Origin of the sequence: Thiobacillus denitrificans (assembly GCF_001530125.1) — a bacterium.
Classification (GTDB): domain Bacteria; phylum Pseudomonadota; class Gammaproteobacteria; order Burkholderiales; family Thiobacillaceae; genus Thiobacillus; species Thiobacillus denitrificans_C.
Genome location: NZ_LDUG01000036.1, coordinates 185,331 through 199,615, shown reverse-complemented (window position 1 = coordinate 199,615; position 14,285 = coordinate 185,331). Strand labels below are relative to the sequence as shown.

The following is a 14,285-nucleotide window of genomic DNA, read 5'->3' as shown; positions in this document are numbered from 1 at the left end:
GCTTCAGTTTCATTGGTTTGCTGCCGTTAGTTCTAAAGTTTCCGTCTATCCCGCCCCGCCATGCGCATATACCTGTTCTGCTTGCTGATATCGGTATTCCCTGCTGCGGCCCATGCAGTGATTGCCCAGCAGGAGATGCGCCCCGGCATTCCCGCCAACGCTGACTATCTGATCGGCGAGCCCGGCAAGCCCGCCGTGCTGCTGCTGCACGGATTTTTGCAGACGCGCGATTTCCCCACCGTGGCCACGCTGACCCGTGGTCTGCAGGATGCGGGCTATACAGTACTGGCGCCCACGCTCAGCCTGAACATTCCCAACCGCGCGCAAAGCCTGGCATGCGAAGCGGTGCACCGCCACAGCCTGGATGACGATGTGGCCGAAATCGGGTACTGGGTGGGCTGGCTGAAATCGCACGGCCACCGCTCCATCGTGCTGGTCGGCCACAGCTTTGGCAGCCTGCAGTTGCTGGCCTATCTGTCGCTCAAGCCGGATGCGGCCGTAAAAGCCTATATTGGCACTTCGCTGATCGAAGCCCAGATCGGCACCACTGCGCGCGCTGCCCTGATCGCGCAACTGGAAGACCGTGTACTTGGCAAGCAACGCGCACTGGTCAACCAGCCCTTGTCTTTCTGCAGAAAATATCCTTCGACGCCGGAGGGTTTGCTGTCGTATGTACGCTGGGATCAGGCTCGTCTGCTGGCTGCATTGAGGCAATCGCCGGTGAGCGTAAAGCTCATCATGGGTGATCAGGACAACGTGATGAAACGCGGCTGGCTCAAGGCATTGGCGCTTGTACAGGTGCCGATGGTGATCGTGAACGGCGCCAACCACTTCATGGATGGCGCGCATGAGTTTGATCTGCTGGAACACACGCTCAAATCCCTGGACACGATTCAACCGGTTCCATCCCGATGAAATGGTTTACCTCCTTTTCCATCAAGCAGGTCGCGCTCGCTTTCATCGCCGGGCTGCTGGTGCTGGTGAGCCTGGTGGGGAGCTTTGCAGCCTATCAAACGCAGGCCGTCACGCACAGTATGACGCTGCAAAATGAGAACGCGGCGCAGTCCGAGTTGGCAGCCGCCGTCCAGCGTCTGCTGAGCCAGACCGAAGATCAGTCCGTCAAGCTGGCGAGCTGGGATGAAACGCGGCAACAACTGGTGCTGCCCGAGTACTACACCTATTGGCGGGATCAGCGGGTATACGAAAGCGGCATGCTGAACAATCGCCATGTTCGGGCGGCGTTATACGACCCATCAGGCATGTTGCTTGAACCCAGCCCTGCGGGAATCAGCATACCGGCGAGGCTACCGGCCGGCACCCCGCCGCATCAGAACGCCAGCTGGTTGATCGACGATGCAGGCACCGTTGCGTTGTATTACGCGTTCCCGGTTTACAGCGACGAGCAGCGGCAATCCCTGCTCGGCCACGGCCTGATCCGGCTCGATTTCATGCCGGCCCTGTTGCGCCAGGACGCGCTCCATTTCACCGACATCGCCAGCGTCGGCCTGGCACTCAAGCTGGGCGAAACGCTGGCCACGTCGGACCTGTTTTCGCGCCTGAGCTTCAGTGCCCGCCCCAATCCCGACCAACTCCGGTTCCAGACCATCCTGTCGCGTACCCTGCTCGTACTGTTTGTATTGCTAGCGGCCATGGCAGTGCTGGGTTTCATGGCGTACAACCGTCTGCTGGTGCGTCCGCTGGGGTGCCTGTCGCAGGTCATCGATGCCATGCAACACGGTCGTTTCAGCCCTAATCCGTCGCGCTCGCAGAGCATGCGCATCCGCGAACTGGAAAATATCCGCCGTTCGCTATACGACTACCAACTGCAATTGCGTGAGCTGCACGGCTCGATGGAACACCAGAACCGTGAATTCCACACGCAGGCGCGCCAGGATACGCTCACCGGCTGCCACAACCGGCGCGCCTATGAAGAAGACTGGGAACGCTTCCGTCAGGAACTGAAAACCGCACCGCAGGGCGTAGCCTTTCTGCTGTTCGACTGCGACCGTTTCAAGACCATCAACGACACCTACGGCCACGCCAAGGGTGATCGCGTGCTGTCGATCATTGCCGATGCGCTGGTGATGGCATTGCGTGCCAACGATCGCCTGTATCGCATCGGCGGCGACGAATTCGCCACCTTCCTGTCGCGCACCACGCCGGCCCAGGCCAAGCAGGTCGCGCAACGCTGCCAGAGCCTGATCGACGCGGCAGGCTTTGCCGATCTCGGAATCGTCGAGCCGGTCGGCCTCAGCATCGGCATTGCCTTCTGCGCGGCCGATCAGCTTGAACAGGTCGACGAGCTGCCCAAGCAGGCCGACATCGCCATGTATACCGCCAAGCAGCCCGGGCGCACCCGCATCGCGCTGTATGGCGAGGATACCGAGCGTGCCTCGCAGACACTGGTGGCCAGCCGCGAAACCAGCGCCCTGTTCCAGGCACTGGCCAGCCCCGGCATGATCGAAATGCACTATCAGGCGATTCATGCCCTGCCGGGACGTCAGGTGGATTATTACGAGGCACTGGCGCGCATCCGCTACCACGGCAAACTCATCCTGCCGGAGGCGTTTTTGCCGGTGGTCAGCAGCCGCCGCCTGGAAACCGAATTCGATCTGGCGGTGTTGAACCAGGTTGACGCCGACCTGTCGTCAGGCCAGTTGCCGACCGGATGCGGCCTCTCGATCAATTTGTCGGCGCAGAGCATTTCGCGCCCTGAAGTCGTCTCGCAGCTGCTGGAGCTGTCGCGCCACAACGCCCGCCACCCCTTGATGCTGGAAATCACCGAAACCTCGCTCATCACGCAAATGGTCGAGGTGCGCACCTATCTCGACTTGTTGCGCACGGTGAATTACCGCATTGCGATGGATGACTTCGGCACCGGTTATTCGCCGCTGCGCTACCTGGTCGACTTGCCGGTGGATGTGGTCAAGTTCGACATTTCACTGGTGAACAAGCTGGGACAGGACAACCGCGCCGGCCAGGTGGTGGCCGACTTCGCCCGCATGATGAGCGGGGTCGGTTACTCGCTGGTGGCCGAGGGGGTGGAAACCGAGGCCGTGCTGCGCAAGGTCGAAAGCCTGGGCATTGCCCATGCGCAGGGTTATTTGCTGGGGCGGCCTATTCCACTGTCAGAGCTGGCCGCCAGCTTCGCCGCCGAGGGCGCCAAGGCCACGTGTAATACTTGAGGCCAGGCCTCAGTGCTTGCCCGAGCGCCAGATGGAAAAGATGATCCACAGGCTGTTGAAAAACGCGATCAGGAATCCCAGCAGACCGAACAAGGGCAGGCCGAATAGCTGAGGGCCGCCTTCCACCGTCATGATGATGCTGGAGCCCACCACCAGCGAGGCGGTCAGAATGCCCATGGTTAGCCGGTTGCTGGCGCTGTCCAGCTGGTGGCCAAAATGATCCAGCCGCTTCAGGTCGAGATCAACCCTCACCCGCCCTCGTCGCATATCCCGCACCAGGTGCTGCAGGTCGCGCGGCAAATCGGCCACCACTTCCAGCGCCTCGCGCATGCTCTTGCGCCCACGCGCCAACAGGGCTTGCGGGGTATAGCGCTGCTTGATGATGCGTTCCACAAACGGCGTCACCTGGTCGATCATGTGGAATTCGGGGTCGATCTGCTGCCCCAGCCCTTCCAGCGTGATCAGCGTCTTGAACAGCAAGGTCAGGTCGGCCGGCAGCACCAGGTTGTTGTCGCGCATCAGGGCCGTGACGTCATTCAGCAGCGCGCCGATCTTCACGTCCTTGAGTTGTAGGTCGTCGTAGTTTTGCAGCAGCTCGGTGACGTCGTAGGCCAGGCGGTCTTCATCGCTCACCAATTCGCCACTCCAGTCGAGCAGCACCTGCAGCATGGCCTGCTCGTCCTTGCGCGTCAGGGCATGCAGCATGTCGACAATCTGGTCGCGGCGGTGATGGGTCAGCATCCCCACCATGCCGAAATCGATGATGCCGATGCGGTTTTCAGGCAGGAACAGGATATTGCCGGGGTGCGGATCGGCATGAAAATAACCGTGCTCCAGCACCATGCGCAGCACCGTATCGGCACCGCGCGCCGCAAGCAGCTTGGGGTCGAGTCCGCTGGCACGCAGCTTATCCGGGGCCACACCCGCCATGCCGACAATTTCTTCCTGCACGTTGACGCGGTCATTGGTGAATTCCCAATACACCCTGGGAATTTTCACCAGCGGGTCGTCGGCGAAGCGGCGCGCGAACTGGTCGATGTTGCGCGCCTCCTTGGCCAGGTCGAGTTCGCGATTCAGCGAGCGACGGAACTGCGAGACGATATGCACCGGATCGTAGCGCCTGGCATCCGGAATTTCGCTTTCCAGCAATTTGGCAGCGTGATCCAGAATGCGCAGATCGGCCCGGATCACGTCCTCGATGCCGGGACGGCGGATCTTGACGACGACCGGCGTGCCGTCCTTGAGGGTAGCGCGGTGCACCTGTGCGATGGACGCTGCCGCCAGCGGCAACGGGTTGAATTCGGCAAACACCTCGCCGGGCTCGCCCTTGATGGCGGCCACCAGGTCGGGGTACAGCATGTCGTAGGGCACCGCCGGCACCTGGCTGTGAAGCTTTTCGAATTCGGCAATCCACTGCGGCGGAAACATGTCGACCCGCGTCGCCAGCAGTTGTCCAAGCTTGACGAAAGTGGGCCCAAGTTCTTCCAGTGCGCGGCGGATGCGCACCGGCGCGTCGAGCTGGCTGATCTCGCTGGTGCTGTGCCAGTGCAGCACCCGCCCGGCGCGTTCCAGCGCGCCGCTGATGCCGAGGACGCGCACCAGATCGCCCCAGCCATAGCGAATCATCACCGAGGCGATTTCATGCAATCGCGGCAGGTCGCGCACGACCGAAATGGTTTCCCAGAGCATCGTTGATTGGTTTTTGGAATCGGTAACGCTAGGAGTGTACCCGCAAGGGGCACGCCGGATTCGTAAGCCGCTAAAGCGGCAACGACTCCGCAGTACCCGCAAGGGGCACGCCGGATTCGTAAGCCGCTAAAGCGGCAACGACTCCGCAGTAGCCGCAAGCGACGCGCCGGCCGCGTTTCCACTGCCGCCGCGATCAGGGCTGGCACCGTCAGGAACGGCCGCGGTCAGGAACGCAAGCGTTCGCTCTGCCGTTTGAGCGAATCGGACAAGGCCGCCAGAATACCGCTCGCCACCTGGGACAGGCGCGCGGTGGCCGTGCTGGCCGATTCACTCAGCCCGGCGCGCCCTGCCTCGCTACCGGCTTTCACGCCGCCCGCCAGCTGTTGCAGCGCCTCCCGCACCTGCTCGCCGGTGCGGGAGCCACTGTGTTTAAGATGGTCGCTCAGATAGCCGAGCTCTTCTTTCAGCTTGCCGCCGGACTGGCTGGCGGTCTGCTTCAGGCTGTCGACAAGCTGCGTTTCGAGGTCGCGCAGCTGTTCCAGGCTGGCTTTCAGTTCGTTGTCCTTGAAAGCCTTCCCCTGAGCGGCGGCTTCCTGCAGGGCGTAGGAGGCCGCCTGCGCGGCACTGCTGACGGCGTCGTCGATGCCGGCCATGGCCTGCTTGAGGCCATCCTTCATCTCGCCGCCGCGCGCGGCCAGTCCGCTACCAACGCCGGAAGTGATCGCGCCGACGATTTCACTCATGTTTTGCAGCGCCAGGCGGCGTTCGTGCAGCGCACGCGCGGTCAGTTCGCGCACCCGCTCGTGCAGGTCGGGTTCGGCCGCCGCAGCCGCAGCCGCATCGTGCAATTGCTTGAACTGCGCATTTTCGAGGATACTGGTTTCACTTGTGGGAGCAGGGGTGTCATTCATGGTGCGGTCCTCAAGGTCAAGATTCGCCGGATTTGGCCGTTTTGTAGTTTAACTATAGAGCAGATTGTTATCCCATGAAGCCTGTCGCGCTGCTGTCCCTGTTGGCTTTGCTGCTGGTGCTGCCCGCACACGCCACCCCCCCGCCTGAAGACATCCCGATCTATGCCGTCAGCCTGGTCGGCAGCCCGTATCGCCTGGGCGGCACGTCGCCCGAAACCGGGCTCGATTGCAGCGGCTTCGTCGGTCACGTGTTCAGGCAGACAACCGGCATCATGCTGCCGCGCGATAGCCGTGCGATTAGCCAAGCCTCGCTGCCGCTGGCGCAAGCCGAACTTCTGCCGGGCGATCTGGTCTTCTTCAACACCCTCAACCGCGCGTTTTCCCATGTCGGTATTTATCTGGGCGATGACCGTTTTGTGCATGCTGCGAGCAGCCGCTCGGGGGCAGTCATGGTCTCCAATCTCAACACCCGCTACTGGCGCGAACGATATGACGGCGCACGTCGCATCACGCCGCCGGAAATTGTTCAACTCACCGATGTGGTGCCCGACTAGTTCCGGCTCACACCTGATCCGGCGCGGCCTGCTGGGGGCCGCGATTGTGTGTGCGGGCATGGCACATGCCGCGACAGATCTCAGTTTTGAAAGCGCAGACGCCGTCAACGAGGGGCCGTTGCAGTTCCTCGTCAGCTTGCCCGCCAAGCCGGTTCACCATCACCAGAATCACATCCGCATCGAGCCTGACAGCCTGGCTTCCGGCTGGGTCAGCCTGTCGCAATGCCACGACCATCTCGACGCGGTACCCAGCGCGCAGATCACCTTCCGCGAGGGCTTCGTGCGCGACCTCAGGGTGGACGCTTTTAGCCACATCAAGGATGCCTGGATCGAAGGTTCCAGCGTGCAATTGCGCCAGGTCGAGCCGGGTGCGCGGCTGTGCCTGTCCGCGCAAATCCGTGCACTGCGCAACACCGGAAATGGCTATTTCAATCTGATCAACGGCCCCTATATGCGCAAGTTTCTGGATGGTTATTACCCCATGCGGGTCACGCTGGCTATCGACTATCCGGCGCAGATACTGACCCTGCTCGACATCTCACCGCCGGTGCAGCCTGGGTTGGTCATTGTCGAGCAGCCAGGCGCCATCCGGATGGAGGCGGTGTTCGAGGGTGAACTGCAGACCATGATCCAGTTCGAGCGGAACTGAAGCAGGAAGGTATTTTCATTTTTTTAACATAGTATTGATAACGGTTATCATTTGCAGTACGATTACCAACATTGAATACTTTAAGGATCAACCCATCATGAATCCGACCAAACTGCTTGCCGCGCTGACCCTCGTTGCATCCGCCCTGCCCGCGCTGGCTGAAGAAGTCGTGGTGTATTCCGCGCGCAACGAACAGCTGATCAAGCCGCTGTTCGACACCTATACCCGAGATACCGGGGTGAAGATCAAGTTCATCACCGACAAGGAAGGCCCGCTGATGGCGCGCCTCAAGGCCGAGGGCAGGAACACCCCGGCGGATGTCCTGCTGACGGTCGACGCAGGCAACCTGTGGCAGGCATCCGAAGAAGGCCTGCTGCGCCCGATCCAGTCGAAAACCCTGCAGGCCAATGTGCCGGCCCACCTGCGCGACCCGGACAACGAATGGTTCGGCCTGTCGGTGCGCGCCCGCACGATTGTCTACAACACCCGCAAGGTCAAACCCGCCGAGCTGTCGACCTACGAGAATCTGGCCCACCCGAAATGGAAGGGCCGCCTGTGCCTGCGCACCTCGAAAAAGGTCTACAACCAGAGCCTGGTGGCGATGATGATCACCGAATACGGCGAGGGCAAAACCGAAGACATGGTGCGCGGCTGGGTCAATAACCTGGCGACCTCGCCCTTCCCAGACGACACCAAGGCGATGGAAGCGGTGGCCGCTGGCCAATGTGACGTCACCCTGGTCAACACCTATTACTTCGGCCGCCTGATGGAGAAAAGCCCTAATCTGCCGCTGACGATTTTCTGGCCCAACCAGGACCTGAAAAAACAGGCGTCCGGGGTGCACGTCAACGTCTCCGGCGCCGGCGTCACGCGCCACGCCAAGAACCCGGATGGCGCGCAGAAGCTGATCGAGTGGCTGTCTTCCGAGAAGGCGCAGAACCTGTTCGCCGATGCCAACCTGGAATACCCGGTCAACCCGAAAGTTTCGCCGGACAAGGCCGTGGCGGCGTGGGGCAGCTTCAAGCAGAGTCTGATCAACGTGAAAGAGGCTGGCAGCCTGCAGGTCCAGGCCGTAAAATTGATGGATCGCGCCGGTTATAAATAAAGTTACAAATAAAGTTACAAATAAAGCCAGCTAAAGAACCCATCGAAGTGATTCATCTTGCCTGATCCCGTTGCCGCACCCACAAAAACGCCCTCAGCGGGCGTTTTTGTTGTATCCGGCGGCCGCCCCCGCATCAGCGGCTGGATGCTATTCGCCCTCGCAGTCGCCGCACTGGTGCTGGTACCGGTGGTGGTCACCTTCTCGTCGTTCGCCCAGGTCGAGCGCGACATTCTTTCACACCTGATCGAATTCGCCCTGCCCGAACTGGTGGGCAACACGCTGTGGCTGGTGCTGGGGGTGGGGCTCGGCGTCAGCGTGTTGGGGGTCTCGCTGGCCTGGCTCACAGCGATGTGCGAATTTCCCGGCCGCCGCGTGTTCGGCTGGGCGCTGCTGCTGCCGCTGGCGCTGCCGGCCTACGTCACCGCCTTCGTCGCGATCGGCCTGCTCGATTTCACCGGCCCGCTGCAGACCTGGCTGCGCGACGGCTGGGGCATCACCGGGCTGCCCGAAATCCGCTCGCGCGGCGGCGTCATCCTGGTGATGTCGCTGGCGCTCTATCCCTATGTCTACCTGATCGCCAAAAATGCCTTCGCAACACAGGGCGCGATTGCGCTGGAAGCGGCGCAGTCGCTCGGGCTGTCGCGCACGCAAGGCTTCTTCCGGGTGGCGCTGCCGATGGCGCGACCGTGGATCGCCGCCGGCCTGATGCTGGCGTTGATGGAAACCCTGGCTGACTTCGGCACCATGGCGATCTTCAACTACGACACCTTCACCACCGCCATCTACAAGGCGTGGTACAGCCTGTTCTCGCTGGCGGCGGCGGCGCAGCTGGCGTCGATCCTGATCCTGTTCGTGCTGGTCGCGGTGGTATTCGAGCAGCGCTCGCGCACGCAGATGCGCTACAGCACGGTGGGCCGCAGCGCCGCGCAGCGCCGCATCAAGCTGTCACCCGCGCTGGCCGGACTGGCCCTGCTGTATGCCGGGACGGTGCTGGCGGTGGCCTTCATCATCCCGGTTACCCAACTGATACTGTGGACGCGCGACGTCATGGCCGACGATCTCGACGCCCGCTACTGGGCATTTGCCTGGCATTCGGTGCTGCTGGCCGGCATCGGCGCGCTGATGGTGGTGGCGGTGGCCCTGCTGCTGGCCTATGCCGGGCGCCAGCGCCCCGGCACCGCGATGATGTGGACGCAGCGCCTGGCCACCCTCGGCTACGCCTTCCCCGGCGCGGTGCTGGCGGTGGGCCTGTTCATCCCGGTGGCGGCGCTGGACAACTGGCTAATTGACGCCGGCCAGGCGTGGTTCGGCTTCGAAGGCACCGAAATCCTCAAGGGCACCCTGCTGATCATGCTGCTGGCCTACCTGGTGCGCTTTCTCGCGGTGGGCTTCGGCCCCATCGACAGTGGCCTGCACCGCATCACCCGCAACGTCGACGAGGCCGCGAAGAACCTCGGCACCGGCGCCGCCGGCCTGCTGGCGCGGGTGCACCTGCCGATGCTGCGCGCCAGCCTGCTGACCGCGGCGACGTTCGCCTTCGTCGACATCATGAAGGAAATGCCGATCACCCTGATGACCCGGCCGTTCGGCTGGGACACGCTGGCGGTGCGGGTTTTCGAGATGACTTCGGAAGGCGAATGGGAGCGCGCCGCGCTGCCTGCGCTGGCCATTGTCATTGCCGGTATCATCCCCATCATTCTCCTGACCTGGCGCGAAGCGCGCTCACTTGACTAAAACCCTATGGCTGAATTGATCCTCGACTCGGTCTCGCAGTCGTACGCCGAACGGCAGATCATTGCCGACCTGACCTTCACCCTGCCCGAAGGCGCGATCGGCTGCCTGCTGGGGCCGTCGGGCTGCGGCAAGACCACGGCGCTGCGCTGCATTTCCGGCTTCGAGCCGATCCAGAGCGGCGAGATCCGCATCGGCGGCGAAGTGGTCAGTCGCCCTGGCTGGATGCTGGCCGCCGAAAAGCGCCGCGTCGGCATGGTGTTCCAGGATTACGCCCTGTTTCCGCACCTGACGGTGGCGAAGAACGTCGGCTTCGGCTTGCGCAACATTTCCAAAGAAGTAAGGCAGGCGCGCATCGACGAACTGCTGCAACTGGTCGGCCTCGCCGCCCATACCGGGCAATACCCGCACCAGCTTTCCGGCGGCCAGCAGCAGCGGGTGGCGTTGGCGCGCGCGCTGGCGCCACGCCCACGTCTGATCCTGATGGACGAGCCGTTCTCCAACCTCGACGTCGAACTGCGCGAGCGCCTGTCGCTCGAGGTGCGCGACATTTTGAAGCGCGAAGCCACCACCGCGCTCATCGTCACCCACGACCAGCACGAAGCCTTTTCCCTGGCCGACTGGGTCGGCGTCATGCACCAGGGCCGCATCCAGCAGTGGGACACGCCCTACAACCTCTATCACGAGCCGGCCAACCGCTTCGTCGCCGACTTCGTCGGCCAGGGTGCGCTGGTCACCGGTGAGGTCATCAACGACCATCAGGTGGAAATCGAACTCGGCGTGCTGGACGGCCACATCCCGGTCGAATGCGACGCCAGCGGCTGCGACGAATGCGTGCGCAACTGCCGTGTCGACGTCCTGCTGCGGCCGGACGACATCATCCACGACGACGACAGCCTGCTGCTCGCCGAGGTCGAGAACAAGGCCTTCCGCGGTGCCGAATTTCTCTACACGCTAAAGCTGCCGAGCGGCCAGCGCGCGCTGTCGCTGGTGCCCTCGCACCACAACCACGCCATCGGCGAAAGGATCGGCATCCGGCTGGCGGTCGATCATGTCGTGGCGTTCCGCCGCGAGTAAAGCCGTGTCACCCATCACGTCCGTTGATGCAGCGACCACGCCCGCAAGCGGGCAAGTGGCTGCCTACCCGCTGCGCGGCCTGCTGTTCAATGTGGGGATCGGCTTTGCCGCCGCCATGCTGCTGATGGTTGCAGTGATCGGGCTGGGGGTCACCCAAATGGCACACCTCAATAACGAACTGGCCAACGTCGTCTCGGTCAACAACGTCAAGACCCGGCTGGCCTCGCAAATGCGCGACGCCCTGCGCGACCGGGCGATGCTGATGCATAACATCGTGGTGTCGATCGACCCCTGGGAAAAGGATGCGATGTTCATGCAGTTCCTGGAATACGGCGAACGCTACGCCAAGGATCGCGGCCAACTGGTCGCCATGCTCAGCACGCCGGACGAAAAAAGGCTGATGGATGAACTCGACAGCGTCATTGCCAGCAACCAGCCAGTCATGTTAAGCGTGGTCGAGGCGGCGCTCGACGAGAACAATTACGGCGCACTGACGCAACTGCAGGACGAAGCCATCCCCCTGCAAAACCGCCTGGTCGAAGCGCTCGACAACATGACCCGACTACAGCGCGAGGCCAACGAAGCCGCACTCGGAAAAACCTTCACCGCCTACCAGGCCACCCGCAACCTGATGCTGGTGCTGGGCATCGTCGCCACGCTGCTGGCCGTGCTGGTCGCCGTGCTGGTGAGCCGCCGCATGCTGACGCAGACACGGCAACTGGACACGGAAAAACAGAAGTACCAGACCCTGTTCGAAACCAATTCAGACGCTGTCGTCATCCTCGACAACCAGGGATTCACCGATTGCAACCCGGCCACGCTGTCGCTGTTTGGCATGGACTCGGTTGCCTCGTTCCTGCGTCTCCCCATTTCGCAACTCGGCACCCCGGTCCAGGCGAATGGCATGACGGCCTACGACCACGCCAAGCGCACCATAGACCAAGCCAAAAGCCAGGGGCATGCGGTGATGGACTGGCATGGACGGCGCCAGGACGGCTCGGTGTTCTCGGCCGAAATCGCCCTGCACGCGATGCAACTGGAAGACCGGCCGGTGATCCAGGCGATCATGCGCGACGTCTCCGAACGCCGCGCCGCCGAGGCCGCCAAGGAGGCCGCACGCGAGGCCGCCCTGCAAATGGCGCACGCCAAATCGCAGTTCATCGCCAACGTCAGCCACGAAATCCGCACCCCCATGCACGGCATTCTGGGCATGAGCGGTCTACTGCTGAAAACGCCGCTCGACGGCCGCCAGCGCGAATATGCGTCCACCCTGAAAAGCTCGGCGGAGAACCTGCTCACCATCATCAACGACATCCTCGACTTCTCCAAGATCGAGGCCGGCAAACTGGCCATCGAAGCGATCGCCTTCTCGCCGGTCGCGTTGGCACAGAGCGTAGTCGCACTCTTCCAGGCGCACGCGATGGAAAAAAACCTGCGCCTGACGCTGACGCTCCCCGATAATCCACCCGCCGCCCTGCTGGGCGACCCCACCCGCATCCGCCAGATCCTGCTCAACCTGGTCGACAATGCCATCAAGTTCACCCACCAGGGCGAGATCGAACTGCATGCGACATTCGAAGCGACGGACGGCACGGTCAATTGCCTGTTCAGCGTGCGGGACAGCGGTATCGGCATCAGTGCCGAAACGCAGACGCGCCTGTTCCAGGCCTTTTCACAGGCGGATTCGTCGACCACGCGTCGCTACGGCGGCACCGGACTGGGGCTCGCGATCAGCAGTCAGCTGGCCGAGCTGATGGGCGGACAACTCAAAGTCGAGAGCGCCCCAGGCAAAGGCAGTTGTTTCACCCTGGCGCTGCGCCTGCCCACCACCACGCTGCCGCCGGTTGAACTGCCTGCACAAACAGCCGTTCAACTGCAAGGGCGCATCCTGGTCGTGGAAGACCATCCGGTGAACCAGAAAATGCTGGCACACCAGCTGCGCGAAATAGGCCTGCAGTACGCCCTGGCCGGCAACGGCAAGCAAGCGCTGGCGCTGCTGGAAACGGATGACTTCGACCTGGTGCTGATGGACTGGCAAATGCCGGAAATGGATGGCCTGGAGGCCACCCGGCAGATTCGTCGCCTGCCGACGGGCACCCGCCACATCCCCATCATCGCGCTGACCGCAAATGCCAACGCCGGCTTCCGCGAAGCCTGCCTCGCAGCCGGGGCCAACGATTACCTGAGCAAACCCTACACCGAGGCAGCGCTGGCCGCCCTGCTGCTGCAATGGCTGTCAGCGGCCGAGCCGGCAGCCTCTCGCGCCCCGCTGCTCGATCTGCCGGCCCTGCATGCGCGTTATCCCGGCAATCCGGGGTTGGTGAAGGAGCTGGAAGCGGTCTTTCTCAGCACCACCGCAGCCAGTCTGGCTGCGCTGAAACAGGGGATCGAGCAAGGCCAGCCCGAGCCCTGCCGCAAGGAGGCCCATGCCCTCAAGGGCGCTGCGGCCAGCGTGATGGCCCGCGCCATCCAGGCGGGCGCCGCACGTATCGAGGCCAGTGTGCAAGGTGGCGATTTCGCCGCTGCTGCGGCCGAATTGGCGGCACTGGAAAGCTTCTTCGCACCCACGCCTGACGTCGCGTCGCGGCGTGCACAGGGTGCCAAGGCGAACGAAGGACTTTAAAGCTCGATCACCTGTCCCTGCATCAAGGCCTCCAGACCCCAGTTGGGCGCGGCGGCGCGCAACTCGTTCATGATCGCCGCCTCGTTGCCCGGTTTCAGGTGGGTGATCCAGAGCTCGGGGCGCACGCTGAGCGCCTGCAGTTCTGCCGCCAGCGAATCCGGCCAGTGATGCTTCGACGCCTGCGCGATATCGACCAGCGCGTTCTCGAACGAGGTGTCGATGATGAGGTGGCACAGGTCGGGAATGGCGTTGAGCGCGGCGACGAAGGCGTCGCTGTGCGTGGTGTCGCCGCTGAACACCAGGCTCCCCGCCGTCGTGGCCAGATGGACGCCGCACGCCGGCACCACATGATTCACCGGCAGTGGCCTGAACGTCCGCCCCTTCAGCGTGAGCGCCTCGCCAAAGTCCAGGGGCGCAAACCGCAGCCACGGCGACTCCGCACTCGGAATCTCGCGAAAATCCGGCCACAAATGCCAGTTGAACAGGTGGGTAGACAAGACCGCCAGCACCTCGGGCAGCGCATGCACCGTCAGCGGGGTGGCGCGCAGGTCGCCCACGCTGTCGAGCAGCAGCGGCAAGCCAAGCGTGTGGTCGAGATGGGCATGGGTGAGGAACACGTGATCGATCGCCAGCAGCTGCTCGAAGTCGAGCGTGGTGATGCCGGTGCCGGCATCGATCAGCACATCGTCGTCGACCTTGAGGCAGGTGGTGTGGCGCCCGCTGCCGATGCCGCCGCTGCAACCGAGGATGGTGAGTTTCAT

The 14,285-nt window shown here is 63.0% G+C and carries 11 protein-coding genes; 8 read left to right on the top strand and 3 right to left on the bottom strand.

Annotation, left to right across the window (positions count from 1 at the left end):
* Window positions 1–60: 60 nt before the first annotated feature.
* Complete coding sequence (locus tag ABW22_RS13350) at window positions 61–915, top strand: alpha/beta fold hydrolase (RefSeq protein ID WP_059757575.1); 855 nt, start codon at window positions 61–63, stop codon at window positions 913–915.
* On the top strand, window positions 912–3,185 hold the full coding sequence (locus ABW22_RS13345; RefSeq protein WP_059757572.1) for a putative bifunctional diguanylate cyclase/phosphodiesterase: 2,274 nt from the start codon (window positions 912–914) through the stop codon (window positions 3,183–3,185). The genes ABW22_RS13350 and ABW22_RS13345 overlap by 4 nt, the downstream gene beginning before the upstream one ends.
* Before the next feature lie 9 nt (window positions 3,186–3,194).
* Here the strand turns inward: ABW22_RS13345 and ABW22_RS13340 are convergent, their stop codons facing one another.
* Window positions 3,195–4,874 carry an ABC1 kinase family protein gene (locus tag ABW22_RS13340; RefSeq protein WP_059757569.1) on the bottom strand — a complete coding sequence of 560 codons (1,680 nt, stop codon included), beginning with the start codon at window positions 4,872–4,874 and terminating at the stop codon, window positions 3,195–3,197.
* A 224-nt stretch (window positions 4,875–5,098) separates the two neighbouring features.
* Window positions 5,099–5,785 (bottom strand): DUF6781 family protein, encoded by a 687-nt coding sequence (locus ABW22_RS13335; RefSeq protein ID WP_059757565.1) that lies wholly within the window; start codon window positions 5,783–5,785, stop codon window positions 5,099–5,101.
* A 74-nt stretch (window positions 5,786–5,859) separates the two neighbouring features.
* Between ABW22_RS13335 and ABW22_RS13330 the strand changes: the two genes are divergently transcribed.
* The 6 genes from ABW22_RS13330 (at window position 5,860) to ABW22_RS13305 (ending at window position 13,524) form a co-directional block, all read left to right on the top strand.
* Window positions 5,860–6,339, top strand: coding sequence for a C40 family peptidase (locus tag ABW22_RS13330; RefSeq protein WP_059757562.1), 480 nt, complete (start codon window positions 5,860–5,862; stop codon window positions 6,337–6,339).
* 58 nt (window positions 6,340–6,397) lie between these two features.
* Entirely contained in the window at window positions 6,398–6,988 is a 591-nt protein-coding gene (locus ABW22_RS13325; protein WP_237763348.1) for a hypothetical protein, read from the top strand.
* 97 nt (window positions 6,989–7,085) lie between these two features.
* Entirely contained in the window at window positions 7,086–8,093 is a 1,008-nt protein-coding gene (locus ABW22_RS13320) for an extracellular solute-binding protein (protein ID WP_059757559.1), read from the top strand.
* Between the two features lie 144 nt (window positions 8,094–8,237).
* On the top strand, window positions 8,238–9,827 hold the full coding sequence (locus ABW22_RS13315; RefSeq protein ID WP_059757556.1) for an ABC transporter permease: 1,590 nt from the start codon (window positions 8,238–8,240) through the stop codon (window positions 9,825–9,827).
* A gap of 6 nt (window positions 9,828–9,833) precedes the next feature.
* A complete protein-coding gene (locus tag ABW22_RS13310; protein ID WP_059757554.1) occupies window positions 9,834–10,901 on the top strand; it encodes an ABC transporter ATP-binding protein in 1,068 nt (355 codons plus the stop codon).
* A 4-nt stretch (window positions 10,902–10,905) separates the two neighbouring features.
* Entirely contained in the window at window positions 10,906–13,524 is a 2,619-nt protein-coding gene (locus ABW22_RS13305; protein WP_237763347.1) for an ATP-binding protein, read from the top strand.
* Here the strand turns inward: ABW22_RS13305 and ABW22_RS13300 are convergent.
* Window positions 13,521–14,285, bottom strand: a complete 765-nt coding sequence (locus tag ABW22_RS13300) for a 3',5'-cyclic-nucleotide phosphodiesterase (RefSeq protein ID WP_059757551.1) — start codon at window positions 14,283–14,285, stop codon at window positions 13,521–13,523. The genes ABW22_RS13305 and ABW22_RS13300 overlap by 4 nt on opposite strands.

Coding starts and splice junctions, on each gene's coding strand:
- ABW22_RS13350 (WP_059757575.1), top strand. CDS start 61: ATGCGCATATACCTGTTCTGCTTGCTGATATCGGTATTCCCTGCTGCG.
- ABW22_RS13345 (WP_059757572.1), top strand. CDS start 912: ATGAAATGGTTTACCTCCTTTTCCATCAAGCAGGTCGCGCTCGCTTTC.
- ABW22_RS13340 (WP_059757569.1), bottom strand. CDS start 4,874: ATGCTCTGGGAAACCATTTCGGTCGTGCGCGACCTGCCGCGATTGCAT.
- ABW22_RS13335 (WP_059757565.1), bottom strand. CDS start 5,785: ATGAATGACACCCCTGCTCCCACAAGTGAAACCAGTATCCTCGAAAAT.
- ABW22_RS13330 (WP_059757562.1), top strand. CDS start 5,860: ATGAAGCCTGTCGCGCTGCTGTCCCTGTTGGCTTTGCTGCTGGTGCTG.
- ABW22_RS13325 (WP_237763348.1), top strand. CDS start 6,398: ATGGCACATGCCGCGACAGATCTCAGTTTTGAAAGCGCAGACGCCGTC.
- ABW22_RS13320 (WP_059757559.1), top strand. CDS start 7,086: ATGAATCCGACCAAACTGCTTGCCGCGCTGACCCTCGTTGCATCCGCC.
- ABW22_RS13315 (WP_059757556.1), top strand. CDS start 8,238: ATGCTATTCGCCCTCGCAGTCGCCGCACTGGTGCTGGTACCGGTGGTG.
- ABW22_RS13310 (WP_059757554.1), top strand. CDS start 9,834: ATGGCTGAATTGATCCTCGACTCGGTCTCGCAGTCGTACGCCGAACGG.
- ABW22_RS13300 (WP_059757551.1), bottom strand. CDS start 14,285: ATGAAACTCACCATCCTCGGTTGCAGCGGCGGCATCGGCAGCGGGCGC.